Origin of the sequence: Aeromicrobium sp. Root495 (assembly GCF_001426755.1) — a bacterium.
Lineage (GTDB): Bacteria > Actinomycetota > Actinomycetes > Propionibacteriales > Nocardioidaceae > Aeromicrobium.
The window spans coordinates 535,920-561,608 of record NZ_LMFJ01000001.1; the positions used below are offsets into that span (position 1 = coordinate 535,920).

The 25,689-nt window shown below is 70.6% G+C and carries 25 protein-coding genes and 1 other RNA gene; 19 read left to right on the forward strand and 7 right to left on the reverse strand.

What is annotated here, in order from left to right:
• Position 1: 1 nt before the first annotated feature.
• A complete protein-coding gene (locus ASD11_RS02855; RefSeq protein ID WP_056283011.1) occupies positions 2 to 586 on the reverse strand; it encodes a DinB family protein in 585 nt (194 codons plus the stop codon).
• Positions 587 to 671: 85 nt separating this feature from the next.
• Between ASD11_RS02855 and ftsE the strand changes: the two genes are divergently transcribed.
• From ftsE to ASD11_RS02900, 11 genes are all read left to right on the forward strand, one after another.
• The gene (gene ftsE / locus ASD11_RS02860; protein ID WP_056283014.1) at positions 672 to 1,361 is read left to right on the forward strand and encodes a cell division ATP-binding protein FtsE; all 690 of its coding nucleotides are present in this window, start codon (positions 672 to 674) and stop codon (positions 1,359 to 1,361) included.
• A 9-nt stretch (positions 1,362 to 1,370) separates the two neighbouring features.
• Positions 1,371 to 2,285: a permease-like cell division protein FtsX gene (ftsX, locus tag ASD11_RS02865; RefSeq protein WP_056283017.1), complete on the forward strand. Its 915-nt coding sequence runs from the start codon at positions 1,371 to 1,373 to the stop codon at positions 2,283 to 2,285.
• A gap of 57 nt (positions 2,286 to 2,342) precedes the next feature.
• Positions 2,343 to 3,614, forward strand: coding sequence for a M23 family metallopeptidase (locus ASD11_RS02870; protein ID WP_082554129.1), 1,272 nt, complete (start codon positions 2,343 to 2,345; stop codon positions 3,612 to 3,614).
• A 35-nt stretch (positions 3,615 to 3,649) separates the two neighbouring features.
• On the forward strand, positions 3,650 to 4,126 hold the full coding sequence (smpB, locus tag ASD11_RS02875; RefSeq protein ID WP_056283023.1) for an SsrA-binding protein SmpB: 477 nt from the start codon (positions 3,650 to 3,652) through the stop codon (positions 4,124 to 4,126).
• A gap of 1 nt (position 4,127) precedes the next feature.
• The gene (locus tag ASD11_RS02880) at positions 4,128 to 4,985 is read left to right on the forward strand and encodes an amidohydrolase family protein (protein ID WP_056283026.1); all 858 of its coding nucleotides are present in this window, start codon (positions 4,128 to 4,130) and stop codon (positions 4,983 to 4,985) included.
• Positions 4,982 to 6,367, forward strand: a complete 1,386-nt coding sequence (locus ASD11_RS02885; protein ID WP_056283027.1) for an MFS transporter — start codon at positions 4,982 to 4,984, stop codon at positions 6,365 to 6,367. The genes ASD11_RS02880 and ASD11_RS02885 overlap by 4 nt, the downstream gene beginning before the upstream one ends.
• Positions 6,368 to 6,539: 172 nt before the next feature.
• Positions 6,540 to 6,911, forward strand: a transfer-messenger RNA (tmRNA) gene (gene ssrA / locus ASD11_RS17675).
• A 7-nt stretch (positions 6,912 to 6,918) separates the two neighbouring features.
• Positions 6,919 to 6,981, forward strand: a complete 63-nt coding sequence (locus ASD11_RS18895) for a hypothetical protein (RefSeq protein ID WP_442854191.1) — start codon at positions 6,919 to 6,921, stop codon at positions 6,979 to 6,981.
• A 660-nt stretch (positions 6,982 to 7,641) separates the two neighbouring features.
• Positions 7,642 to 8,013: a hypothetical protein gene (locus ASD11_RS02890; RefSeq protein ID WP_056283030.1), complete on the forward strand. Its 372-nt coding sequence runs from the start codon at positions 7,642 to 7,644 to the stop codon at positions 8,011 to 8,013.
• A 177-nt stretch (positions 8,014 to 8,190) separates the two neighbouring features.
• Positions 8,191 to 9,150, forward strand: a complete 960-nt coding sequence (locus tag ASD11_RS02895) for an esterase/lipase family protein (RefSeq protein WP_056283031.1) — start codon at positions 8,191 to 8,193, stop codon at positions 9,148 to 9,150.
• A 22-nt stretch (positions 9,151 to 9,172) separates the two neighbouring features.
• The gene (locus tag ASD11_RS02900; RefSeq protein WP_056283034.1) at positions 9,173 to 9,508 is read left to right on the forward strand and encodes a histone-like nucleoid-structuring protein Lsr2; all 336 of its coding nucleotides are present in this window, start codon (positions 9,173 to 9,175) and stop codon (positions 9,506 to 9,508) included.
• Positions 9,509 to 9,613: 105 nt separating this feature from the next.
• Here ASD11_RS02900 and ASD11_RS02905 read toward each other — a convergent pair whose 3' ends face one another.
• Entirely contained in the window at positions 9,614 to 10,462 is an 849-nt protein-coding gene (locus ASD11_RS02905; protein ID WP_056283036.1) for an SDR family oxidoreductase, read from the reverse strand.
• A gap of 84 nt (positions 10,463 to 10,546) precedes the next feature.
• Between ASD11_RS02905 and ASD11_RS02910 the strand changes: the two genes are divergently transcribed.
• Together ASD11_RS02910 and ASD11_RS02915 are read left to right on the forward strand one after the other, a co-directional pair.
• Positions 10,547 to 10,972, forward strand: coding sequence for an Rrf2 family transcriptional regulator (locus ASD11_RS02910; protein WP_056283039.1), 426 nt, complete (start codon positions 10,547 to 10,549; stop codon positions 10,970 to 10,972).
• A gap of 36 nt (positions 10,973 to 11,008) precedes the next feature.
• Positions 11,009 to 12,046, forward strand: coding sequence for a hypothetical protein (locus tag ASD11_RS02915; protein ID WP_056283042.1), 1,038 nt, complete (start codon positions 11,009 to 11,011; stop codon positions 12,044 to 12,046).
• A 21-nt stretch (positions 12,047 to 12,067) separates the two neighbouring features.
• Here the strand turns inward: ASD11_RS02915 and ASD11_RS02920 are convergent, their stop codons facing one another.
• Positions 12,068 to 12,694, reverse strand: a complete 627-nt coding sequence (locus ASD11_RS02920; protein ID WP_056283044.1) for a vitamin K epoxide reductase family protein — start codon at positions 12,692 to 12,694, stop codon at positions 12,068 to 12,070.
• Between the two features lie 93 nt (positions 12,695 to 12,787).
• Here ASD11_RS02920 and ASD11_RS02925 point away from each other — a divergent pair, with 93 nt between their 5' ends.
• Positions 12,788 to 14,257 carry a flavin-containing monooxygenase gene (locus ASD11_RS02925; protein WP_056283046.1) on the forward strand — a complete coding sequence of 490 codons (1,470 nt, stop codon included), beginning with the start codon at positions 12,788 to 12,790 and terminating at the stop codon, positions 14,255 to 14,257.
• Positions 14,258 to 14,278: 21 nt separating this feature from the next.
• On the opposite strand, the gene ASD11_RS02930 is transcribed toward ASD11_RS02925, so the two are convergent.
• Both ASD11_RS02930 and ASD11_RS02935 read right to left on the reverse strand, forming a co-directional pair.
• A complete protein-coding gene (locus ASD11_RS02930; protein ID WP_056283049.1) occupies positions 14,279 to 15,058 on the reverse strand; it encodes a DNA-formamidopyrimidine glycosylase family protein in 780 nt (259 codons plus the stop codon).
• Positions 15,051 to 19,598, reverse strand: a complete 4,548-nt coding sequence (locus tag ASD11_RS02935) for an ATP-dependent helicase (protein ID WP_056283052.1) — start codon at positions 19,596 to 19,598, stop codon at positions 15,051 to 15,053. The genes ASD11_RS02930 and ASD11_RS02935 overlap by 8 nt, the downstream gene beginning before the upstream one ends.
• A gap of 134 nt (positions 19,599 to 19,732) precedes the next feature.
• On the opposite strand from ASD11_RS02935, the gene ASD11_RS02940 reads away from it, so the two are divergent.
• Positions 19,733 to 20,752, forward strand: coding sequence for a DUF3048 domain-containing protein (locus ASD11_RS02940; RefSeq protein WP_056283053.1), 1,020 nt, complete (start codon positions 19,733 to 19,735; stop codon positions 20,750 to 20,752).
• A gap of 6 nt (positions 20,753 to 20,758) precedes the next feature.
• Here ASD11_RS02940 and ASD11_RS02945 read toward each other — a convergent pair whose 3' ends face one another.
• Complete coding sequence (locus tag ASD11_RS02945; protein ID WP_056283056.1) at positions 20,759 to 21,442, reverse strand: TetR/AcrR family transcriptional regulator; 684 nt, start codon at positions 21,440 to 21,442, stop codon at positions 20,759 to 20,761.
• Positions 21,443 to 21,591: 149 nt separating this feature from the next.
• Here ASD11_RS02945 and ASD11_RS02950 point away from each other — a divergent pair, with 149 nt between their 5' ends.
• On the forward strand, positions 21,592 to 22,095 hold the full coding sequence (locus ASD11_RS02950) for a hypothetical protein (RefSeq protein WP_056283059.1): 504 nt from the start codon (positions 21,592 to 21,594) through the stop codon (positions 22,093 to 22,095).
• 93 nt (positions 22,096 to 22,188) lie between these two features.
• Here the strand turns inward: ASD11_RS02950 and ASD11_RS18455 are convergent, their stop codons facing one another.
• Entirely contained in the window at positions 22,189 to 22,971 is a 783-nt protein-coding gene (locus ASD11_RS18455; RefSeq protein WP_056283062.1) for a MerR family transcriptional regulator, read from the reverse strand.
• A gap of 18 nt (positions 22,972 to 22,989) precedes the next feature.
• On the opposite strand from ASD11_RS18455, the gene ASD11_RS02960 reads away from it, so the two are divergent.
• The 3 genes from ASD11_RS02960 to ASD11_RS02970 all read left to right on the forward strand — a co-directional run bounded on the left by ASD11_RS02960 (position 22,990) and on the right by ASD11_RS02970 (position 25,602).
• Positions 22,990 to 23,538 (forward strand): YqgE/AlgH family protein, encoded by a 549-nt coding sequence (locus tag ASD11_RS02960; protein ID WP_056288290.1) that lies wholly within the window; start codon positions 22,990 to 22,992, stop codon positions 23,536 to 23,538.
• 77 nt (positions 23,539 to 23,615) lie between these two features.
• Complete coding sequence (locus ASD11_RS02965) at positions 23,616 to 23,915, forward strand: DUF3039 domain-containing protein (RefSeq protein WP_056283065.1); 300 nt, start codon at positions 23,616 to 23,618, stop codon at positions 23,913 to 23,915.
• Positions 23,908 to 25,602 (forward strand): DEAD/DEAH box helicase, encoded by a 1,695-nt coding sequence (locus ASD11_RS02970; protein ID WP_056283068.1) that lies wholly within the window; start codon positions 23,908 to 23,910, stop codon positions 25,600 to 25,602. The genes ASD11_RS02965 and ASD11_RS02970 overlap by 8 nt, the downstream gene beginning before the upstream one ends.
• The last annotated feature ends 87 nt before the right edge of the window (positions 25,603 to 25,689 follow it).

Sequence of the window (25,689 nt, forward strand, 5' to 3'; positions counted from 1 at the left end):
CTCAGCCGCCGTGGCGCGCTGCGGCCTCCCGGGCCGTCGCCTCGACGCGTGCCACGTGGTCGGTCCAGACCATTCCGTCAGGAAGGTTGGTGCTGTCGGGCCTGAGCCCGGCCAGCCCGTCGATGGTCTCCCGCAGGATGTCGGCGTGGCCGGCGTGGCGGTGGGCCTCCGCGACCATGTGGACGAGCACCCGCTGCAGGGTCACGTGGCCCCGCTCGTCCGGCCACCACGGGACGCGTCCGGGTGCCTCGAGGTCGAGAGCGGTGATGGTGGCGTCGGCGTGGTCCCACATCCGATCGGTGAGCGCGAGGGTCTCGGCCAGGCTGAGGTCGGCGGTGACGACGAGGTCGGCGTGCGGATCGGCGTCCACGTCGGGCAGAGGACCCTCGAAGGGCCGACCGAACGTGACGCCGAAGTACTCGGCCGCGCAGACGCCCACGTGGTGGACGAGCCCCAGCACGTTGGTGCCGGTGGGGGTGAGCGGCCGGCGGGCGTCGTGCTCGCCCAGCCCCTCGACCTTCCAGCGCAGGGCCTCGCGGCCTCGCGTGAGGTAGCCGTGCAGGACGTCCCGGTGCGCGTCGACCATGTGTCGAGACTCGCACGGCAGGCCGGGCCGGGCACCCGGGCGCGCCTGGTCGAACCTCTCAGGCTCTCTGGCTACAGTCGGCTGAGTGATTCGCTTCGACAAGGTCACCAAGACCTACCCTGGGCAGAAACGTCCGGCGTTGGCCTCCCTCGACCTCGAGATCGAGAAGGGTGAGTTCGTCTTCCTGGTCGGTGCCTCCGGCTCCGGCAAGTCGACCTTCCTGCGCCTCGTGCTCCGCGAGACCCGGCCCAGCACCGGCCGCGTCTACGTGGCCGGCAAGGAGATCAACAAGCTCTCCAGCTGGAAGGTGCCCAAGCTGCGCCGCGAGGTCGGCACGGTCTTCCAGGACTTCCGCCTCCTCCCCAACAAGACGGTCCACGAGAACGTGGCGTTCGCGCTGCAGGTCATCGGCCGCTCGCGCGCCGAGATCAACCAGCTCGTGCCCGAGACCCTCGAGCTCGTGGGACTGGAGGGAAAGAGCCACCGCATGCCCGACGAGCTCTCCGGCGGCGAGCAGCAGCGCGTGGCCGTCGCCCGCGCCTACGTGAACCGGCCCAAGATCCTGATCGCGGACGAGCCCACCGGAAACCTCGACCCCGCCACGAGCGTGGGCATCATGAAGCTGCTCGACCGGATCAACCGCACCGACACCACCGTCATCATGGCCACGCACGACTCCTCGATCGTCGACCAGATGCGCAAGCGCGTCATCGAGCTGCACGAGGGTCACATCGTGCGCGACGAGGCCCGTGGCATCTACGGCTACCAGTCCTGAGGACCCCGCATGCGAACCACTCTGAGCGAGCTCGGCGCCAGCCTGTCGCGCAACAAGTCCATGACCATCTCCCTCGTGGTCACCATGACCGTGTCCCTGCTCCTGGCGGCGCTCGGTCTGCTCATCCAGAGCCAGGCCGACCGGACCGAGAAGTACTACGGCGACAAGCTGCAGCTGCAGGTCAACCTCTGCACCAAGAACTCGCCCAGCGCCACGTGCCTGGGTGGTGTGGCCACCGACGAGCAGAAGCAGGCCGTCCAGGACGCCCTCGACGACAACCCTGAGGTCAAGAGCTTCGAGGTCCGGTCGGCGGCCGACAACTACGACCGCGCGCGCCAGATCCTCACGCAGTCCGAGACCGGCCGCAAGCAGCTCGAGACCCTCGGTCCCGACGCCTTCCCCGAGACCTACTACGTCACGCTGAAGAACCCGGACGAGTTCGACGGCGTGGTCAGCCAGGTCTCCGGGATGGACGGCGTCGGCAACGTGAGCTCCCTGCGCAAGCTGCTCGGGCCGCTGTTCGAGATCCTCGAGAAGATGCGGTGGGCCGCCCTGGCCACGTCGCTCCTGCTCATCGTCGCGGCGATCCTCCAGGTGTCCAACACCATCCGGATGACGGCCTACGCCCGCCGGCGCGAGATCGGCATCATGCGACTCGTGGGAGCCTCCAGCTGGCACATCCAGCTGCCCTTCGTGCTGGAGTCGCTCATCGCCGCCCTCATCTCGGCCGCGCTGGCCGCCGGAGGCCTCGCGGCGTTCATGTACTTCGTGGTCTACGGGTACCTGAGGGACACGCTCGGCCAGCTCACCACCTGGGTCAGGTGGCAGGAGGCGGTCTCCGTCATGGGGTGGACGACGCTCCTCGCGGTGCTGCTCGCGCTCGTCCCGACACTCGTGATGACGCGCAAATACCTTGACGTCTGAGCTTCATCACCTAGAGTCACACGAGTAACACCCGCCACTTCTTCCCCAAGGCAGGTCATGACTCGCACGCCCGCAACCCTCCGCACCTGGGGGCCGCTCCTCACCTTGGTGACGATGCTGGCGCTGCTGGGCACCCTCGTCGCGCCCAGCTGGGCGGGCGAGAAGGACGACCTGAACAAGAAGAAGGACAGCGTCAACGGCAAGCTCGACGCCGCCAAGCAGAGCTACGACGAGTCGAGCAAGGAGATGGCCGCTGCCGTCGCCTCGCTCAACGCCGTCCGAGCGAGGCTGGCTGCTGCCAAGGGGAACCTCGGCGCCACCCGCGGCAAGCTCTCGGTGGCCCGTACGCGTGACCAGCAGATGCAGGCCAAGCTCGAGCGCAGCGAGGCCGCGCTCGCCAAGGCCAAGGAAGAGCTCGACAAGGGCACGGCCCAGGCGGGCCGGGCCGAGAACCAGGTCCGCCAGTTCACGCTCGAGACGCTCCAGGAGGGCGACACCGGCCTGAGCGCCTTCAGCGACCTCCTGCAGGGCGAGGACCCCAGCCTCTTCTCCGAGCGGATCAGCCTCTCCGACTCGGTGGCCGACGCGCAGATCGCGACCCTCCAGCGGCTCGACGCAGCCAAGGTCATGCTCCAGCTCAATCGCGACGAGGTCGAGAAGCTCCGCGACGCCGTGGCCGCAGCGCGCAAGGCCGCCGCCGCCAACCTCGAGCGCATGAAGGTCCTGGAGCAGCAGGCCCGCAAGCAGACCATCGCGGTCGCCGCACGCGTCTCCGACGAGCGCTCCGCCAAGCTCGCCGCCAACGAGGTGCTCGCGGCCGACGCCCAGAAGGTCCGCGAGCTGGAGGCCGAGCGCAGTCGCGTGGCCAACCAGCTGGCCGCGCTGGCCGCCAAGAACAAGAGGGACGGCGGCAAGAGCTCGGGCGGCGACGGAGGCGGCACGCTGTCCTACCCCGTCAACGGACCCATCACCTCGCCGTACGGCATGCGGGTGCACCCCATCACGGGCGTCTACAAGCTGCACGACGGCACCGACTTCGGCGTCCCCTGCGGCACGCCGGTCCGGGCGGCCGCATCGGGCACCGTCATCCAGCAGTACTTCAACGGCGCCTACGGCAACCGCGTCCTGCTCGACAACGGCATCAAGCGCGGCGTCAACGTGGTGACGATCTACAACCACCTGTCGCGCTTCGTGGTCTCCACCGGCAGCAAGGTCAAGCGCGGACAGCTCATCGCCTACTCCGGCACCACGGGCTACTCCACGGGCTGCCACCTGCACTTCATGGTGCTCGCCAACGGCGCGACCACCAACCCCGTCGGCTGGCTCTGACCCTGCCCGCTGGTCCGGTCTGACAGACTGGACCCATGCCCCGCGAGACTGGGCGCAAGGTGATTGCGCAGAACAAGAAGGCGCGCCACGACTATCACATCGAGGACACCTTCGAGGCCGGACTGGTCCTCGTGGGCACCGAGGTGAAGTCGTTGCGTGCGGGTCGCGCATCCCTCGTCGACGGGTTCGGCGAGATCGAGAACGGCGAGGCCTGGCTGCTCCAGGTGCACATCCCGGGCTACTCCCAGGGGTCGTGGACCAACCACGAGTCGCGGCGCCGTCGCAAGATGCTGCTCAACCGGCACGAGATCGACAAGATCGAGCACAAGGTGCAGGCCAAGGGGCTCACGCTCATCCCGCTCTCCCTCTACTTCAGCGACGGGAACGCCAAGGTCGAGATCGCCCTGGCGCGCGGCAAGAAGCAGTACGACAAGCGTCACGCCATCGCGGAGCGTCAGTTCAAGGCCGACGCCCAGCGCGAGATCGGCCGTCGCCTCAAGGGCATCCGCTGACGTGAGCGCCCTGCGCGCGGGACACGACGTCTTCGACGTGCACGTGCACTTCATGCACCCCCGCGTGCTCGCCAAGGTGTGGGCCTACTTCGACGCGGCCGGTCCCAAGCTGGGGCGCGAGTGGCCCATCACGTACCGGGGGAGCGACGACGAGCGCGTCGAGACGCTGCGCTCGCTCGGCGTGAAGCACTTCTCGGCCCTGTCGTACGCCCACAGGCCCGGCGTGGCCGAGTTCATGAACGACTGGACCTACGACTTCGCGGCCCGCGTGCCCGAGGCCCTGACGTGCGCCACCTTCTACCCCGAGCCCGAGGCGGCCGAGTACGTCGCGCGGCGCATCGAGGATGGTGCCCAGCTGTTCAAGGCGCACCTGCAGGTCGGGGACTTCCACGCCGACGACCCGCTGCTCGACCGGGTCTGGGGTGCGCTCGAGGACGCCCAGGTGCCCACCGTCCTGCACGCCGGATCAGGCCCCACGCCCGGCGACTTCACCGGACCGGCGTCGGTGGAGCGGCTGCTCCAGCGGTTCCCGCGGCTGCCACTCGTGATCGCCCACATGGGCATGCCCGAGACCGAGGAGTTCCTCGACATCGCCTCGCGCTATGACGAGGTCCGCGTGGACACCACCATGGTCTTCGTCGACTTCTGGGGTGACCCGCCGGTCACGTCGCTGCCGCCACGGCTGCGCGAGCTGCAGCACAAGATCCTCTTCGGATCCGACTTCCCCAACATCCCCTACCCGTGGGAGCACCAGGTGCAGGTCCTCGAACGGCTCGACCCGGGCCAGGAATGGCTCGACGACGTACTCTGGAACAACGCCTCCCGGCTGTTCGCCCTGCCGGCATCGAGCACCCCGTGAGCGACCTGCGGCTCGCCAGTGCCCCGGGCCGCTGGCTCCTCGCCGCCATGGTGCTGGGCTCCGGCATGGCCTTCCTCGACGGGTCGGTCGTGAGCCTCGCGCTGCCCGCGATCGACCGCGACCTCGACGGCGGCGTGGCCGGGCTCCAGTGGACCGTCAACGGCTACACGCTCTCGCTCGCCGCGCTCATCCTGGTGGCGGGCTCGCTCGGTGACCGGCTGGGCCGGCGTCGGATGTTCCTCGTGGGCGTCGTGTGGTTCGGTGCGGCCTCGCTGCTGTGCGCCGTCTCCCAGAACATCGAGATGCTCGTGGCGGCCCGCGTGCTGCAAGGGGTCGGGGGAGCGCTGCTCACCCCCGGCAGCCTCGCCATCATCTCGGCCTCCATCCACCCCGACGACCGCGGCAAGGCCATTGGCCTGTGGTCGGGCCTGGCCGGGGTGACGACGGCGATCGGCCCGCTCGTCGGGGGCTACCTCGTCGACGCCGTCGGGTGGCGGGCCGTCTTCTGGATCAACCTGCCGCTCGTGGTGGCCATCGTCTTCATCACCCTGCGTCACGTGCCGGAGTCCAAGGGGGCGCAGGAGAAGCTCGACCTCGAGGGCGCCGTCCTCACGGTGCTCGCCCTGACGGGTCTGACCTACGGCCTCGTGGCCGGGCAGTGGATCCCGGCCGCCGCCGGCGTGGTGGTGCTCGTGGCGTTCGTCGTGCACCAGATCCGCTCGCCGCACGCGCTCGTTCCCATGACGCTGTTCGCCGACCGGGTCTTCAGCGCCGCCAACATCTGCACCTTCGCCATCTACGGCGCGCTCAGCGGCTCGATGTTCCTGCTCGTGCTGCAGCTGCAGTACGTCGCGGGCTACGGTCCGCTCGAGGCCGGCCTGGCCACGCTGCCGCTCACGATCCTCATGCTGCTCTTCTCGTCCAAGGCCGGGGCATGGGGCGACCGCGTCGGGCCGCGACTGCCCATGACGCTCGGACCGCTCGTCTGTGCGCTCGGACTCGTGCTCTACCTGCGGATCGGTGAGGACGCGTCGTTCTGGCTCGACGTCCTGCCCGGCGCGTTGGTGTTCGGCACCGGCATCACCCTCCTCGTCGCGCCGCTCACCACCGCGGTGCTGGCTGCGGTCCCGGCCGACCAGACCGGCATCGCGTCGGGCGTGAACAACGCGGTGTCGCGCACGGCGGGGCTGCTCGCGGTGGCGGCCATCCCGCCGCTCGCGGGCATCGCCGGCGCCAACTTCGCCGACCCGGCCGTCTTCGACCCGGGCTTCCGCAGCGGCACCCTCATGTGCGTGGGGCTGCTCGTGGTCGCTGCAGCCACCGCAGCGTTCCTCCTGCGCCCCCACGACCTCGCGCCCACCCCCGAGCCCGCCGAGCGGTGACTCAGCGTCCGTCTGCCGTTCGGGCGGTGAGTTAGCGTCCGTTCGGACCCCCGAAGCGTCCTCGAACGGACGCCAAGTCACCGCCCGACGGCCCGTCGGCCCAAGGAATAGTGCTTGTCGGGGGTTGGTTGTACTCTGATGGATGCCCCGCAAGGGGTTTGAAAACTCAAGAGGGGCTGATCGGTTTCGACTTTGGTCGTTTCGATGCAGAAGAAGCGGGTAGAGAAGCCAACGTCATCTCTTAAACGTTCGTTGGAACCCTATAAGTGCCGATTCCAAGCGCACTGACTTCGCCCTCGCTGCCTGACAGCGACTGGTGAAGGGCAGACCCGGGAGCGTCCCCGTCCCGGATCGTCTGTCTCATCTAGGGGACTTGCTGATCACGCCGTGCCACGTGGCGTGATCGGGACTTTTTCGTGGCTGAGCCTGTCGGCGACGCGTTCGTCCGAGCGCCGGGGCTGAGAAAAGCGTCAGACGAACTGCACCCGGAGAAGTCCTGTATCTGCGCCAGAGGACCGGGGTTCGATTCCCCGCAGCTCCACTAGACAACGATGGCCCCCGTCGCGCTCAGCGCGACGGGGGCCATTGCTGTCTCGTGTGAGAAGGAGCGGTGAATCGAGTCGGGCCCCCCGGCGCGGCGAAGCCGCCTTCGAGGGATCCCCGCAGCTCCACGAGACACGAATGGGCTCGCCCCCGGTTCTGGGGCGAGCCCATTCGCGTCTCGTGAGCATGACGCGCGCATCGAGTCGGGCCCCGTCACCGCACCGTAGGCGCCAGCAAGGGATCCCCGCAGCTCCACGAGCCCTGTGCGGCAGACAAGCTGACGAGACTTTGCTACGGTCGTCCTCATCTCAATAGGAGTGCGGTGTGGGTCACGAGTCGAGCAACGTCTTGAGGTCGTCCTGCGCGAGGTCGACCCGGCCCCGTGGACATGGTCCAGGTCGTAGGAAGCCGCGTCGTACCCGTTCGCTCGTAGCCGTAGCCGTAGCCGTACCCGTTCGCTCGTAGCCGTAGCCGTAGCCGTAGCCGTAGTCGTAGCCGTCGCAGCGACCGCGGCAGTCGTCATTCCTGCACGGAACGGTGGCGGCTCTGCCTTCGCGTCGTGGGCCGAGACCCCAGTACCCCTGTCCGGCTCGGCTGCCACCGCGGCCGACACGGCCTGCCGGTCAGCTCTTGGGATCGACGACCCACGTGCGCAACGACTCGTCAGCGAGACGCGAGGGAAGTGGACCCACGTCCTCATCGAAGGCCCATCGGGTGAAGGTGCATGCCTGATGCCCGACGGCGACGCGGACCGCAAGAACGGGTTCTTCGGCAACTACAACACTGAGCCACCCAAGGCGCCCGTGCCAGCGCGCGACGGCATCGAGGAGACCTGGAACATCGGAGGCTCCGTCACCGTTCCCGGACGGCTGTCGCTCGGCACCACTGAGGAGTGGTTCACCTGGGTGAGCGGCTACGCGGGGGATGACGTCACCGGCGTCACCGTCCACCCGCCCGTCGGCCCCGACGTCGAAGCTACGGTCAACGACGGTCGGTTCAGCGCTTGGTGGCCCGCCGGCGAGGTCCGAGGCGACCATCCGGGCGTGGGCGGGGCTTGGTCCTACAGCGTCACCCTCGTTGACGGGACCACCAGACGGATCTGACGCTCGACGGTGCCCCCCCCGGGGGGGATCGCTTGGTCGACAACTTCGCCTGATGCTTCACCTCCGTGGAGGTGAGCACGTCGAGGATGACCTTGGAAGACCAAACCTCTTCACCGTTCCCAACGACCCCCACCGAGGTGTAACTTCGGTTTACCACTCGCCGGCCGAAGGCTCCTCATGCGTCTCGCACGTCTCCTTGCTCCTGCCCTCGGGCTCGCACTCGCTGCCTCCGCACTGGGGGGTGCCCCGGCGCAGGCCGCTCCCGCGCCGTTGCCGGTGCCGTACACGTTCCTGACGTCGGCGGTCATCGCCGGACTGGGCATCGACGCCGATCCGCCGGGCGCCAACAACTGGGCGTGCAAGCCGTCGGCCAAGCACCCCAACCCCGTCGTGCTCGTGCACGGGCTCACGGGCAGCAAGGCCACGAACTGGCAGACGTTCTCGCCGTTGCTGGCCAACGAGGGCTACTGCGTCTTCGCCCTCACCTACGGCCAGATCAAGGGCGTCACCCCGCCCTACGACCAGGTCTTCGGCGGCTTCGGCCCCATGGAGGAGAGCGCTGCGCAGCTGTCCACCTTCGTCGACAAGGTCCGCGCCTCCACGGGTGCCACCAAGGTCGACATCCTCGGTCACTCCGAGGGCACGGTCGTGCCCAACTACTATGCCAAGTTCCTCGGCGGCGGCCCCAAGATCGACAAGTACGTCTCCATCGCGCCCATCTGGCACGGCACCGACCTGGCCGCCCTCGGCACGCTCAGCCTCATCGGCACGCCGTTCGGCGTCACCCCCATCATCAACGCGGCGCTGAAGCCGTACTTCGCCGCGGGGCCTCAGCTCCTGAAGAACTCGGACTTCATCGCCAAGATGCGGTCGGGCGGCGGACCCATCGTCCCGGGGATCACCTACACCAACATCGTCACCCGCTACGACGAGCTGGTCACGCCGTACACGAGCGGCATCGAGCCGGGCATGAAGAACTACACGGTGCAGGACTACTGCGCCCTCGACCTGAGCGAGCACTTCCAGATCGTCGCCGACCCCGTGGCCGCCGCGCTGGTCCTCAACGCTCTCGACCCGAAGAACCCGCGTCCGGTCCCGTGCCGCCTGGTGCTTCCCTTCGTCGGAACAACTCCCTGATCAAAGGCGATAAACTCGCCGAATGGCCAAGAAGACGATTGAGAAGTATTTCTCCGACATCAGCGGACATGCGATCGACGAGAATTCACCGACCCTCTATTTCTCCTTCGACGGGACCTCGTACGAGATCGACCTGACGGCCGAGGAGCGCACGGCGTTCAAGGACGCCATCGCCCCGTACCTGGGCCATGCCCGTGCCGTGCGTGGAACCAGCAAGCAACGCACGAGCACCCCCAGCGCGTCGTCGGGCCACGACGCCAAGGCCGTGCGGGCCTGGGCCGTGGAGCAGGGACTCGACGTCCCCGCGCGAGGTCGGATCCCGGCCACGCTGGTCCAGGAGTACGACGCGGCCCACTGAGGCCCTGCCGTCCCGCAGACGCCGACGGGCGGTGGATCCGCCACCGTATGAGGCGTCATACGGTGGCAGATCCACCGCCCGGAGTGGCGCTGTGGGCCCGACGTGTCAGGCGAGTCCGACGGCCTGGGCGAACGGGGTCGCGGGCTGGCCGGTGACGTCCTCCACGACGGTGGTGACCTCACCCATGAAGCCACCGCGGGTGGCGGCACCGAACGAGGCGAGCAGCTCGCCGACGAACGCGGGGAGGCCGGCGTGCTCCACGAGGCCCTGGGCGAGACCGGCGTCGTCGACCTGCACGACGGCGACGTCGGAGCCCGAGACCTTGGAGGCCAGGGCGGCCAGGTCGTCGGCGCCGACGGCCTCGGGTCCGGTCACGTCGTAGGTCTGGTTCTCGTGGCCGTCCTGGACCAGGACGTGCGCCGCGACGGCGGCGCAGTCCTCGCGCGTGACGTAGGCCGTGCGACCCTCGCCGATGTTGGTGACGAGCTGGCCGGTGGCCGCCGCTGCGTCGATCGTGCCGCGCTGCATGTCGGCGTAGAGGTTGTTGCGCAGGAGCGTCCAGGCGACGCCGCTGTCGCGCAGCGCCTTCTCCGTGGCGGCGTGGCTCGGGACGACCTGCGCCGGGTTGGCGTCCTCGGGACGGGTCACCGAGGTGTAGACGATGCGCTGGACGCCGGCCGCGACTGCGGCGTCGATCGCGGCGAGGTGGCCCTCGAGCCGGCCGTCCACGTCGTCGGTCGAGATGAGCAGCAACGTGTCCACACCCGCGAAGGCGTCGGCGAGGGACGTGGGGTCCGAGAAGTCTCCGCGGCGCGCGTCGGTGCCCGCGAAGCCGCTGAGCTTCTCGGGGGACCGGCTGACGAGGACGACGTTCGAGGGGTCGGTCAGCGTGACGAGCTGCTGGGTGACGAGGGTGCCGAGCTGCCCGGAGGCGCCGGTGACGGCGATGGTCATGATGTGCTCCTTGGAAGTAACCGCAATCGAGATGATGCTGGTTAAACCGTAGCCGGGTTGATGGCGGTATGCAACACTGGGGTCATGGCCGGTCCCACCAACACCCAGTTCGCCGTGGCGGTGCACGTGCTCACCTATCTCTCCGGCTTCCGTGAGCGCGGCCCCATCGGCGCCACCGAGCTGGCCGCGTCCACCAACGTGAACCCGGTGCACGTCCGGCGCGTGCTGGGTCCGCTGCGCGAGGCCGGGATCGTCACGTCCTCGCCCGGTGCCAAGGGTGGGTGGGAGCTGGCGCTCGAGCCCGAGGACATCACGCTCGCCGACGTGTGGCGGCTCGTCCAGGGCCCTGACCACGTCATCGGCCTGCACGCGCCGAGCCCTGACTGCCCGGTGGGCCGGGCCATCAACGACTCCCTCACGGAGATCGACCGACGCGTGGCTGCAGCCGTCGAGGCGGAGCTGGGATCGCAGACCGTCGCCCACCTCGCGACAGGCGTGCGTCTGCCCTAGAGTTCGGTCGACCGAACATCCTCTGGGGGGAATGTCATGTCGACCGACACTGCGCCGCCGGCGTCCGCACGATCGAAGCGTCCGTTCCTGATCGGTGGGCTCGTCCTGCTGGTCCTCGTCCTCGTGGGGGTCTGGTTCGCCGGCCGTGCCTGGGCCGACGGCCGCGCCGACGACTACACCAAGGACTTCGCCGCCTGGGAGAAGGAGCAGGGCGCTGCCTTGCTGTCGTCGACGACCAAGGTCCCGGACGGCACCTACATCATCGGCAAGGACGTCACCACGACGAAGGCCATCGCGTCCCAGCAGAAGGGTTGCGCCGCGGCCGAGAAGACGGCGGCTGACGCGAGGGACGCCGAGTCCGACGTCCCGACGGTGTCCGCCGGTCCCTTCGGCCTGCTCAGCAGCACGCTGCGCGACGCCGCCGACACGTCGGAGGAGCGGTCGGACGCGGTGAAGGCCTATGCCAAGAAGGCGGCCGAGGTGTACGAGCAGATCCACACCGACTGCGTCTGGAACATCGCCTTCAACAAGCGCACCGCGGACGAGAAGCGCTCGACCGCGCTGTACAAGAAGGCCGCGAAGTACCTGGACAAGCGTGGCCCCACCGGGCCGGGCGCCCAGTGCAACCTCGACACCTGCATCGCCTACGACAAGTCCGACCGGGTGAAGTACGCCGCGATCACGCGCCAGGCGTACACGCTGGACTGGCGCAACGCGCAGAAGATCTACAAGAACGGGTGCAACGAGACGTCCTACGGCAAGGCCATGTGCTCGGCCTTCCTGAGGGCCACCGACCGGTTCCGCGACACGCGGATCAACTTCTCCGAGGTGGTCCGCACCGCGACCAACTCGGTGGACAACCCCGTCTTCGACCGGGCCAACGCGCAGTGGGACGGTGTCCAGAAGGACAACGCCGCCCTGCTGACCTCGACGGTCAAGAAGGCGCACCCCGAGCTGGCCAAGATCGCGAAGGTGGCCAAGAGCCCGGGGTACAGCGACCAGTTCCTGCTGCTGGCCGACCGTGCGCTCGTCCGGTCCCTGGCGGACGAACGGGCGAAGCTCGCGGACCTCTGACGGGGGACCTGCTCCGGGCCGTCAGGCCCAGAGCAGGTCGCCGAACTTGAACCAGATGGCGCTGGCGACCACGACGTACCAGAGCACGATGACGAGCGCGGTCCAGTTGCTGAGGAACCGGGTGACGGCCGACCCCGGGGCGAACGCCCGGAGGTTGCGTGCGGTGACGAGCACGAAGGTCGGGATCATGATGGTCCAGACGACCATGCACCAGGGGCAGAGCTTGCCGATGTCGTAGATGCTCTGGAACTGCAGCCAGGTGATGAGGCCGATGCCGAAGATCACGCCGAGCTGGAGACCGGCCCAGATCCAGCGCGGGAACCGCACTCCGGCGACGAGCAGGACGCCGAGCGTGAGCACGACGGTCCACCCGACCACGCCCATGAGCGGGTTGGGGAAGCCGAAGACCGACGCCTCGGGCGTGTTGATGACGCCGCCGCAGCTCACGAAGGCGTTGAAGTCGCAGCCGAGCGCCGTGGGGCGACCTGCGGCCTTGTCCTCGAGGAAGGCGACCTTCTCGACGATGAGGATCGCGGCGGAGAGGAGCGCGACGGCGCCGCCCACCACCATGAACCATGCGAGGGCCCGGGACTCCTCGGGGAGGCGGTCGGGCTCGGTGTCGGCTGAGGAGGTGGCGGTGTCACTCACGTCACGATGGTAAAGGAGGCCCGGTTGATTGACGGCCGCCCGTCGGATGTGGCACGGTTCAGATACCGGCGGTATCTGAATTTGAGGAGCACCATGACCACGCAGCACGAGCACGTCGACGTCATCATCATCGGGGCCGGACTCTCCGGCATCGGGGCCGCCTACCGGCTCAGCACCATGGCGCCCGACCGCACGTACGCCGTGCTGGAGGCCCGGGAGCGCATGGGCGGCACGTGGGACCTCTTCCGCTACCCCGGCATCCGCTCGGACTCCGACATGTACACCTTGAGCTACCCGTTCCGGCCCTGGACCCACCGCAAGTCCATCGCCGACGGTGGCGACATCCGTCAGTACATCAATGACGCCGCCCACGAGTTCGGCATCGCCGACAAGATCCAGTACGGCCACCGCGTCCAGAGCACCAGCTGGTCCAGCGCCGAGCAGCGGTGGACCGTCACGTCGTCCATGGGCAGCGAGACCGTCACCCAGACGGCGTCCTTCGTCTTCTTCTGCAGCGGCTACTACGACTACGACGAGGCCTACACCCCGGAGTTCCCCGGCCTGGAGGACTTCGCCGGCCGTGTGGTGCACCCCCAGTTCTGGCCTGAGGACCTCGACTACGCGGGCAAGAAGGTGGTCGTGATCGGCTCCGGCGCCACCGCCATCACGCTCATGCCGTCCATGGCCGACGACGCCGAGCACGTCACGATGCTCCAGCGCTCGCCCACGTACATCACGTCGCTGCCACAGGAGGACGGCTTCTCGGCCGGCCTGCGCAAGGTGCTGCCCGCCGGTGCCGCGCACCGCGCCACCCAGCTCAAGAACGCCACGGTGGCCATCGGCTTCTACGAGTTCTGCCGACGCTTCCCCGAGGCGGCCAAGAAGATCCTCCTCACGCGGGCCGCGCGTTCCGTCCCGGAGGGGTTCGACGTCAAGCACCTCACGCCGCGCTACAACCCCTGGGACCAGCGGCTCTGCGTGGTGCCCAACGGCGACCTGTGGCGCACCATCCGCAAGGGCAAGGCGTCCATCGTGACCGACCGCATCGACCACTTCGACGAGGCCGGGATCGTGCTGGAGTCCGGTGAGCGTCTGGACGCCGACATCGTCGTGACCGCCACCGGCCTCAAGGTGGCGGCGCTCGGCAAGGTCGCCGTCGACGTCGACGGCGAGAAGGTCGATCCCGGAGAGCGCTTCATCTACAAGGGGCTCATGCTGAGCGGCGTGCCCAACCTGGCGTGGTGCATCGGCTACACCAACGCGTCGTGGACCCTGCGCGCCGACCTGTCCTGGAAGTACGTGGCGCGGTTCCTCAACCACCTGCGCGACCAGGGCTACAGCTCGGGGATGCCCGATCCTCACGGTGCCGACGGCGACTCGGCCCCCGCGCTCGACCTCCAGTCCGGCTACGTGCAGCGTGCTCTCGACGTGCTCCCGCAGCAGGGCCGCAAGGCGCCCTGGACCATCCGGCAGAACTGGTTCCTGGACTCCTGGGACAGCCGCCGCACCGACCTCGACGAGGCGATGGTGTTCGAGAAGGCCGAGCAGCGCGTCCAGGCCTGACCGCTCGGGCGACGATGCCGATCAGGTCTGGCAGCGGGGGCACCAGTAGGTGTCGCGCGCGGTGAGAGGGGTGTCGCCGAGGCTGCCCGTCTGCAGACGGGTGCTGCACCGCCGACAGCGCCCCTTCTCGCGCCCGTAGACGTAGCGCTCCTGGCCGCGGCGGGTGTCGCCGGTGAACGTGCGGGCGGTGCGGTCCTTGTTGACGTCGAGCATCTTCTGGCCCAGCGCCAGCAGTCGGCGGACGTCGCGGACCTCGCCCACGGGCCGGGTGGGCAGCAGGCCGCTCACGAAGAGCAGCTCGTTGACGTACTCGTTGCCCAGGCCCGCCAGGTTGCGCTGATCGAGCAGTGCCAGGAACACCGGACGGTCCGGGTCGGCGGTGACCCGGCGGGTGGCCTCGTCGAGGTCCCAGCTCTCGCCCAGGAGGTCGGGGCCGAGGTAGCCGAGCGCCTCGCTGTCGTGCTCGCGCTGCAGCACCTCCAGGATGCCGAGCGAGAACCCGACGGCCTGCTTCCCGGGCGTCTCGAGGATGATGCGGGCCATGTGGGCGGGGCGCCGCCACGGCGTGCCGTGAGGGTGGACGTGCCACACGCCCTCCATCTTGAGGTGGGAGTGGATGCTGACCTCACCGACGCGGATGAGCAGGTGCTTGCCGTGGCTGAGCACCTCGTCGACCACCTGCCCCGAGAGGTCGAGGGTGGCCCACTGCGGGACCCGTACGTCGGACCGGGTGAGGGCCTGGCCTGCGAGCCCCTCGCGAAGACGTCGGGCCGCGCGCCAGACGGTGTCGCCCTCAGGCACGGCTTCCTCCCACCGTGCCCCGGCCGTCGTGGCGCAGTCCCTTGGGGTGCCGGACGAAGCCGGCGTCGCGCAGCGCGGCGCCGAACGGCGTGCCCTCGACGGCGAGCCCGTTGGCGGTCTCGATGGTGAGCCGACCGAACCGCTGCTGACGTAAGGCGTTCATGAGGGCGTCGGCGGCGGGACGGAGCCGTCCGGGGTGCTCCGTGGCCACGACGGCCTTGCGACCGCCCCGCTCGAGGAACGCCACGAGCACGCCGTCGTGCAGGACGACGAGGGCACCGGCCTTGCGCGAGGGGCGGTGGGCCGTCTCGGGCTCCGTGGCCTCGGGCCAGGGGAGCGCCGCGCCGTAGGGGTTGGCGGGGTCGGTGGCGGCGAGCACGACGGCCGGCGTGTCGGGCGGCTCGGTGTCGGGGTCGCGCTGGAAGGAGCGGAGCCGGTCGACGGCGGCCGAGGAGGCGAACTGGGCCGCGCCGAGCCGATCGACGAACACTCCACGCAGGCACGATCCGGTCTGCTCGAGCTCGCGCAGCACGCGGTACACGCCGGCGAATCCACCCGGCGTCTGCTCGGCCACGACGGACCCGCGGGTGACGACCCCGTACCGGCTGAGGAGCGACTCGGCCCGGGCGAGGGCCAGCTGGGTGGCGTCCTCGGGGCCTGTGGGCGGGTCGAGCCGGAACCAGCGGCCGCTCACGGTGGGCGGTGCCGCCTGCTGCCGCGGGGCCGCGGCGAGCGCACGGCGAGCGTGCAGGCGCGCCCGCGGCGGGCGGGTGCCGCCGCGGTGGGCCCCGCGTCCGCCGAGTCGCGCGCGGACGGGGGCGAAGGTGTCTCCGGCGATGCGGCCCGACCACACGAGACCCCACAGGGCGTCGGCCACCGTGACGTCGTCGAGCTTCTGCTCCGAGACCTCCTGGCGCGAGCGGACGAGGTCGAGCACCTGGCCGAAGAGGTACGCGCCGCCGCCGTCGAGGGCGTCGAGCACCCGCTGCTGGATGGCGTCGGGCTCCTCGGTGACCCGGGCCGAGGGCAGCACGAGGTCGGCGGGGTGGAGCTGCACCCAGCCGTCGGCCCCCGGCAGGGAGCCGGCGCCGGTCCAGACGACCTCGCCCGCCGACAGGAGCTCGTCGAGGTGCGCGGGGGAGTAGTCGCGGACCCTCGCCGGCAGCACGAGGCTCTCCCAGGCCGAGGCCGGAAGGGCGACGCCGGCCAGCTGGTCGACCGCCGCCAGCACGGCGTCGGCTCCGCGGGCCGAGCTGCGTCCGCTGCCCGGCCCCGAGCCGTCGACGTGGTGCCAGGCGGTGAGGAAGCGTGAGTAGGTCTCACCGTCGACGGGCTCGACCTGCTGACGGGCTGCGGCGAGCGAGCGGCTCCGCAGCCGGCGCAGGACCCCCGGCTCGACCCACTCGCTGCCCGTGGCCATGGGGCGGAACTCGCCCTCGGTGAGCCGACCGTCGCGCGACATGCGGCGCAGGACGTCGGCCACGACGGTGGTGCCGAGGCCCAGGCGCTGGGCTGCCTCGTCGGACGTGAAGGGCCCGTGCGTACGCGCGTACCGGGAGAGGAGGTCGCCCAAGGGGTCGGCCACCGACTGCAGGAAGACCTCGGCCACGCCTTGGGGCACGGCCGTGCCGAGGGCGTCGCGGAGGCGCGCGGCGTCCTCGACGGCGCTCCAGCGGACCTCGCCGGCCATGAGCACCTCGATGACGCGACGTTCGTCCTGCAGGGTCTTGAGGGCCTCGAGCGCGGACCCCTCGCGGAAGCGGTGCTGCACCTCCTCGGTGGTGAGGGGGCCGAGCAGACGCAGGAGGTCGGCGGCGCCCTCGGGTCCGACCACGAGGCGGTCGTCGGCGAGGCGCTGGAGCTCGGCCTCGGTGCGCTCGATGACCTCGGGGTCGAGCAGCTCGCGCAGCTCGGCGCGTCCGAGGAGCTCCGAGAGCAGGGCGGGGTCGAGGCTGAGCGCGGCCGCTCGGCGCTCCGCGAGTGGCGTGTCGCCCTCGTACAGGAAGGACGCGACGTACCCGAACAGCAGCGTGTTGGCGAAGGGCGAGGCGCGCTCGGTGGTGACCTCGGCGATGGTGACCTCGCGGCTGTGGATGCGACGGACGAGGCCCAGCAGGGCCGGGAGGTCGTAGACGTCCTGGAGGCACTCGCGCGCGGTCTCGAGCAGGATGGGGAAGTCGGGGTAGTCGCGTGCGACGTCGAGCAGCTGGGCCGAGCGCTGGCGCTGCTGCCACAGCGGCGCACGGGCGCCGGGGTTGCGCCGCGGCAGGAGCAGGGCGCGTGCCGCGCACTCGCGGAAGCGCGCCGCGAACAACGCCGACCCGCCGACCTCGGTCTGCACGAGGGCCTCCAGCTCGTCGACGTCCATGACGAAGAGCTCGGCGAAGTCGGTCTCCGTGGCGCGGTCGTCGAACCCGGCCTCGAGGTCGGGGATGCGCGCGACGATGCCGTCGTCGCTGGCCACGACCGAGCCGTCGACGCCGAAGCGCTCGGTGATGCGGGCCCCCACGGCCAGGGCCCAGGGCGCGTTGACCTGGCGGCCCCACGGAGAGTGCAGCACGAGGCGCCAGTCGCCCAGCTCGTCGTGGAAGCGCTCCAGCACGAGCGTGCGGTCGGTGGGCAGGACACCGGTGGCCTCGCGCTGGTCGTCGAGGAACTGCTTGAGGTTGGTGGCGCCGCGGTGGTCGAGCTCGGGCGGCGGCCCCTGGGCCTCGACCTCGCGCACGAACGCGCCGATGGCCTCGCCCAGCTCGGCGGGGCGGCCCATGGCGTCGCCCCGCCAGAAGGGGAGGCGGGCGGGCTGGCCGAACGCGGGCACCACGATGACGCGGTCGTGCGTGATCTCCTGGATGCGCCAGCTGGTGGCGCCCAGCGTGAAGACGTCGTTGATGCGCGACTCGTAGACCATCTCCTCGTCGAGCTCGCCGACCTTGCGCGGCGCGGAGCGGGCGTCGTCGTCGCCCGCCGCGAGGACGACCGAGAACATGCCGCGATCGGGGATGGTGCCACCACTGGTGACCGCCAGTCGCTGGGCGCCGGGGCGCCCGGTGAGGACGCCGGCGTCGCGGTCCCACACGATGCGGGGGCGGAGCTCGGCGAAGGCGTCGGAGGGATAGCGGCCGGCGAGCAGGTCGAGGGTGGCCTCGTAGGCCGAGCGGGGGAGCGCCGCGTACGGCGCACTACGACGCACGGTCTCGAACCACTCCTCCACGTCGAGCGGCTCCAGCGCCGTGGCGGCGACGGTCTGCTGGGCCAGGACGTCGAGCGGGTTGGAGGGGACCGAGAGCCGCTCGATCCGGCCCTCGCGCATGAGCTGGGCCGTGACCGTGGCCCCGACGAGGTCGTGGCGCGTGGTGGGGTAGACGACGCCCCGGGACGTCTCGCCCACCTGGTGGCCGGCGCGGCCCACGCGCTGCAGCCCGCTGGCCACCGAGGGCGGCGAGGAGACCTGCACGACGAGGTCGACGGCACCCATGTCGATGCCGAGCTCGAGGCTGGAGGTGGCGACGACGCAGCGCAGACGGCCCGTCTTGAGGTCGTCCTCGACGAGCGCGCGCTGCTCCTTGCTCACCGACCCGTGGTGGGAGCGGGCCAGGATGCGGTCCTCCTCGGGGGCGTCGGGGCCCAGTCGGGCCTCGTAGCGCTCGTTGAGGTGGGACGTGAGCCGCTCGGCCTGCCCGCGGGAGTTGCAGAAGACGATGGTGGAGCGGACCTTGAGGATGCGGTCGATGACGTCGTCCTCGACGAACGGCCAGATGCTCTGGGTGTCGCCCTCGCCGTCCTCGCCGCCGTCTCCTGGGCGGTGCAGCTGGGTCATGTCGTCGACCGCCACGGTGACGTCGAGCTCGAGGTGCGACGGCGACGGCGGCGCCACGACGGTGACCGGCGCCTGGCCGGCGAGGAACCGTGCCACCTCCTCGTGCGGGCGCACCGTGGCCGAGAGGCCGATGCGCCGCACGGGGGCGGTGGTGAGCTGCTGGAGCCGCTCGAGGGAGAGCGCCAGGTGGGCGCCGCGCTTGGTGCCGGCCACGGCGTGGATCTCGTCGAGGATGACCGTGTCGACGCTGCGAAGGGTCTCGCGGGCCGACGACGTGAGCATGAGGAACAGCGACTCGGGCGTGGTGATGAGGACGTCCGGCGGCTTGGACAGCAGGGCCCGGCGGTCGCGCTGCGAGGTGTCTCCCGAGCGGATGCCGACGCTCACGGGCGTGAACGCCTCGCCCCGGCGCGCTGCCGCCTGGGTGATGCCCACCAGGGGGGAGCGCAGGTTGCGCTCGACGTCGACCGCGAGCGCCTTGAGGGGCGAGACGTACAGGACGCGGGTCCCGGGCTCGCGGCCCTCGGCCGGGACGTCCTCGTGCAGGAGGCGGTCGATGGCGGAGAGGAACGCCGCGAGCGTCTTGCCGGAGCCGGTGGGCGCGACGACCAGGACGTGGTCGGCGGCGCGGTCGATGGCCGCCCAGGTCTCGTCCTGCACCGGGGTGGGCGCCGAGAAGGCGTGCGAGAACCACTCGCGGGTGGCCGGCGCGAAGTGTTCCATCGTCCGTCCATCGTGGCAGGCGCCTCCGACATCTGCCCGGGCGCGAGAGCCGGTCGACGAGGAGGCACCATCTCGTCGACGCCACACCCCTTCCAATACGTCGGGTGTTCACGACCCTGAGGCATGGTTGCCCTATGACCCGTCGCCTCCCGGTGGTCCTGCTCACGGCTGCCCTCGTCGTCTCTGCCTGCTCCTCGGACAAGAAGGAGAAGGCCGATCCCGAGGCTTCGAAGGGCTCGAGCGAGAAGCTCGTCCAGGTCTCGCCGCTGACGGGTGAGGTCATGCGGTCCCGGCCCGCCAACCCGGTGTTCGTCGTGAAGATCGAGAACACCGAGGGTGGTGCCCCGCAGCTGGGCCTCGACAAGGCCGACATGGTCGTCGAGGAGCTCGTGGAGGGCGGCCTCACGCGTCTCGCCGCGTTCTTCTACTCCGACCTGCCGAGCACGGTCGGCCACGTGCGCTCCATGCGCGCCAGCGACATTGGCATCGCCAAGCCCGTGGACGGTCAGATCGTCGCCTCCGGTGGCTCGGCCGGCACGGTCAAGAAGGTCAAGAAGGCCGGCATCACGGTCTGGTCCGAGGACTTCGGCGCCCCCGGCTTCAGCAGCGACCCCAACAAGGTGCGCCCCTACAACCGGCTCATGGACCTGCCCCGGCTCGACCGGCGCGCGAAGGTCACCGACATCCCCGGCCCGTACCTGACCTTCACGAAGGCGGGCGCCAAGGCCGAGGCCACGTCGTCGGCCGGCGCCGAGGCCACGGAGAAGTCGGTCCGGAAGGCCACCACCGCCGCGGTCCGGTTCTCGCCCTCCACCACCACGCAGTGGAAGTACTCGGGAAGCACGTACAAGCGCACCAACGGGCACGCGGAGAAGGAGTACGGCGCCGACACCGTCGTGGTCCTGTACTGCGACATCGGCGACGCCGGCTACCTCGACCCGGCGGGCAACCCCGTCCCGGAGACCAAGCTCAAGGGCAACGGCGACGCCCTCATCCTCAGCGGCGGCAAGGCCACCACCGTCACGTGGCACAAGCGCGGCTCCGGTGCCACGATCTCGTTCAAGGCCGAGGACGGCTCACCCGTGACGATCGACCCCGGTCACGTGTGGCTCGAGCTCATCCCCAAGGACGGCGGCTCCGTCACGGTCCAGTGACCCGGTTCAGGCGCTGACGTCGGCGCTCGTCACCTCGGCGCCGTCGATCGAGGGCAGCAGGCGCATCCCGGCGAGGATGGCTCCGATGCTGGCCTGGACGTCGGCCGAGGCCTGCTCGCCGTCGTCGGAGTCCGAGACGTACTCCGAGGCGGAGCGGATGGCCCCGTAGAAGATCATGGCGAAGGCCTCGGACAGCTCGGCGGCTCCGCCGAGGTCGTCGAGCAGGTCGTCGACGGTGGCGCGCACGATGCCCAGTGACGAGGCCCGCTCCGCCTCGGCCCAGCGCTCGTGGCCCAGGGCCGCGGGGGCCTCCTGGAGGCAGATGCGGCGGAAGTGGGGCTCGCGGCAGACCTCGAGGAAGGACTCGAGCCCGATCTGCGCGCGCTCCCACGGGTCGTCGGAGGCGTCGATGCGCTTCTGGATCTGGCGGGTGGTGCTGTCCTGGAGGCGGTCGAAGACGCTCTCGAACAGGGCGAGCTTGCTGGGGAAGTGGTGGTAGAGCGCGCCCTTGGTGACGCGGGCCGCAGCCACCACCTCGTCGAGCGACGTGCCCGAGTAGCCGTGCGCGGCGAAGAGCTCCTGCGCGTTGTCGAGCAGGGCGCGCTTGGTGCTGGAGGAGTAGTCCTGTCGACGCGAGGTCTTGCGCGCGGCGCGCAGGACTTTGGCGGGATGCACCTTCGCGCTGGTCATGATCTTCATCGTACGCCGGTGGCCTGGGCCGAGGGTGGGGACCGTCACAGCCGCTGCGCTTGGCACGGCCCCGTGAACCACACATACTGAGAGTACGTACCGAGAGTATGTTCCCGGGCGTGACCGACGGAAACGAAAGGAGCACCACCATGACCTGGGATGCCCACCACCGTCGCACCACCGTCCTCCGCGAGGTCCTCGCCGCTGCTGAGCAGCGCCGCGACGAGACCACCCCGGACGACCTCCTCGACTCCGTCGACGGCGCCCGCGACGTGTTCGCGACCGACGTCGACCTCCTCCTGAGCCTCCACATGACCTGGACGCAGCGCCTCAGCGGCGCGCTCGACATCGCGCTGGGCGACGGCACCGACGACCCTGAGACGGCCGTCATCGAGGCCTGGACACGCGCCGCCACGGCCGCCCCCACCCTGCGCCGTCTGCTCGACGACGCCGAGGAGGTGCCCGAGCTGGCTGCGCCGCTGGCCCAGGAGTGCGTGGTCCTGGCCCGCTCCGCCGGCTCGCGCGGCGACCTGCTCCAGGCGGGCGAGCGGCTGCGGGTCCGCGGTCGCGAGGCCGTCATGGTCGAGCACGCGCACGAGCCGCACGAGTCGCGCGGCCTCATGGCGCGGCTCCGCGAGGCCCTGGCCGCCTAGCCGGCCACCCCGACCTCCGCCCTCGACGCCACCCTCCCTCTCCCTCCGGCGTCGGGGGCGGATTCTCTTTCCCCGGAGCCGATGGAGCAGCGGCTACTGCTCGTCGGAGGGTGGGTTGACCAGACGGTCGAAGACGTCGCCCAGCTGGGAGTGGATCTCGGTCTCGATGCGTTGGCTGAGCTCGGTGCGGAAGATCCCGAGGGTCACCTGGCTCGCCACGGGCAGGAGGCTCTCGATGGCGCGGATGACCTGGTCCCACCCGTCCTCGGGCAGTCCCTGGGCCACGAACGGGTTGACGACGTCGGCGGCGACCCGGCTCACGAAGTCGTCGGCCACGGCGCGCAGGTGGTGCTGGACCGCGGGGAAGATGGCGATGATCGTGGAGGGGTCGAGGCCGAGCGAGACCGCGGCGGCCCCGGAGCGGACCACCTGGGGCTGCATGAGCCGGACGTGGTCGTGATCGTCGTCGATCCACTCGACGAGGCCGTACTCCGCGAGGGAGTCGATGAGGGCGTCGTCGCGCGGGACGGAGGCGAGGGCGGCCAGCGCGTCGCGCGTCGTGACCTCCGGCTCGACCTCGTGGTTGGGCTCCTCGAGGAGGTGGAGCAGGTCGAGCGTGTGGCCGGCGGCCGAGCGGGGGCTGGCGGTGATGGCCTGCTCCACCGCCGCCAGGGTGTATCCGCGGTCGACGAGCTCGCGGACGAGCTGGAGGCGCTGCAGGTGCTCGAGCGTGTAGTAGCCGGTGCGACCCTCGAGCCGCGGCGGGTCGAGCAGCCCACGACTGGCGTAGGCACGGACGTTGCGGACCGTCATGTCGGCGCGGGCGGCGAGCTGGTCGACGGTGAACTCCTCGACCTCGGGCGGCTGCGCTGACATGTGGGCATCATAGTGCTCATGGAGTCTCTCCAAGGTCGTCTGCTCGTGGCGACGCCGGCCATCGACGACGGGCCCTTCTGGCGCAGCGTCGTGTTCCTGCTCGACCACGACGAGGACGGGGCGCTCGGCGTCATCGTCAACCGGCCCACGCCCGCCGACGTCGAGGACGTCCTGCCCACGTGGGGCGCCCGCGTCAATGCGCCGGTCTGCCTCTTCGACGGCGGCCCGGTGGCGATGGACTCGGCCCTGGCCCTCGGAGTCGTGGGCGACCAGGAGCCCCCCGTGGGGTGGCGCCGCATGACCGGAAAGGTTGGACTCGTCGATCTCGAGGGCCAGCCGCCCGCCGCCGGACGGCTCCAGGGGCTGCGCGTCTTCGCGGGGTACGCGGGCTGGTCCGGCGGACAGCTCGAGGCGGAGGTGGCGGAGGGGTCCTGGGTGGTCGTGGAGGCCCACGACGACGACCTCGTCTCGCCCCAGCCCGAGCTGCTGTGGAGCGCGGTGCTGCGCCGCCAGGACGACGACACCCGGTTCTGGACGACGTTCCCGGCCGACCCCACCGTGAACTGACCGCGGTCGCGCGCCGGCTCCCGCCCAGAGCGTCGCGGCGGCTCGATCCGGGCCGCCCGTTCGTCTACGATGCTGCCGTGGCTCTTTTCGGACGTGGTGGCACGCAGACCGTCTACGACGAGCGCACCGACCTGCGCACCGAGGACGGTGACCACGAGAAGTTCTCGCACTACGTCCCCAAGGACGAGCTCACCGAGGCCATGGTCATGGGCACGCCCGTCGTGGCGCTGTGCGGCAAGGTGTGGGTCCCCAGCAGGGCGCCGGAGAAGTTCCCGGTGTGCCCCGAGTGCAAGGACATCTGGGAGTCCATGTCCGAGGGCGACGACGGCAAGGGCGGCAAGGGCGACGGCAAGGGCGACTCCGGCACCGATGCATAGCCAGCGCCTCAGGGCCTGGCAGCGCGCGGCATTCGACCTGTATGCCCGCACCAGCCCCCGTGACTTCCTCGCCGTGGCCACCCCCGGCGCCGGCAAGACGACCTTCGCCCTGACGATCGCCGCCGACCTCCTCGAGCGTGGCGTGATCGAGCGGATCGTCGTCGTCACCCCCACCGACCACCTCAAGACGCAGTGGGCACTCGCGGCCTCGGGCCTCGGCATCACGCTCGACCCGGGCCTGGCCGGCAGCGGCGCCCTGGGCGCCGACTTCCGCGGCTTCTGCGTCACGTACGCAGCCCTCGGCGTGAACCCCAACGCCTACCGCGTCCGGGTCGAGGCACGGCGCACGCTCGTGATCCTCGACGAGGTCCACCACGCCGGAGACGCCCTCTCGTGGGGCGAGGCCGTGCAGGAGGCCTGCGAGCCTGCCGTACGGCGTCTCAGCCTCACCGGCACGCCGTTCCGCTCCGACGCCAACCCCATCCCGTTCGTCACGTACGCCCCGCAGGACGACGGCACCAAGCAGAGCGTCGCCGACTACTCCTACAACTACGGCGACGCGCTCCGCGACGGCGTGGTCCGCCCGGTCCTCTTCATGGCCTACTCCGGCCAGATGCACTGGCGCACGCGGGCCGGCGACGAGGTGGCCGCCCGCCTCGGCGAGCCCCTCACGAAGGACCAGACCGCCCAGGCGCTCCGCACGGCCCTGGACCCGCAGGGCTCCTGGATGCCCACGGTGCTCGATGCCGCGCACCGCCGCCTCCTCGAGGTCCGCCGCGACATCCCCGACGCCGGCGGTCTCGTGATCGCCACCGACCAGGACTCCGCCCGTCAGTACGGCGCCCTGCTGCGCGACATCACCGGGCAGCAGCCCACCGTCGTCCTCTCCGACGAGGCCGGTGCCAGCGCGCGCATCGCGGAGTACTCGGCCAGCACCTCGCCGTGGCTCGTGGCGGTGCGCATGGTGAGCGAGGGCGTCGACATCCCGCGGCTCGCGGTGGGCGTCTACGCCACCACCACCTCCACGCCACTGTTCTTCGCCCAGGCCATCGGGCGCTTCGTGCGGGCCCGGCGCCGGGGCGAGACGGCCTCCATCTTCGTGCCGAGCGTGCCGAGGCTCCTGGGTCTCGCGTCCGACCTCGAGGCCGAGCGCGACCACGTCATCGGGCGCCCCGTGAAGGACGAGGACGACCTCTTCGCCGCCGAGGCCGAGATGCTGGCGCGGGCCAACGCCGCCGAGGGGGCCGCCGACGACGAGCTGGGCACCTACAAGGCGCTCGGGAGCGAGGCCTCCTTCGACCGCGTCGTCTACGACGGCGCCGACTTCGGCGGCACCGACCTCGCCGAGGACGAGCTCGACTTCATCGGCATCCCCGGGCTCCTCGAGCCCGACCAGGTGGCCGAGCTGCTGCGGGCGAGCCGGAGCAAGAAGGCCAAGGCCGCGGTCAGCGCGGCGGCCCAGGCCGAGGTCGACCGCGACGCCGCGTTCGAGCGTCGCAGCGAGCTGCGCCGCGAGCTCAACGGACTCGTCGGAGCCTGGCACCACCGCACCGGCACGCCGCACGGCGTGACGCACAGCCAGCTCCGCACGCAGTGCGGCGGCCCTCCGGCCGCCTCCGCCACGGGGGAGCAGCTGCAGGAGCGCATCGACCTCCTGCGTCGCTGGGCCCTTCGCGCCTCCAGCTGACCCACTGGCGCAGCCGCCTCACGCTCCCCGAGCCGAGGACCTTCTCCCTGGCCGGTCGACGAGCTTCGTCCAGCGGCCGGCCCGGGG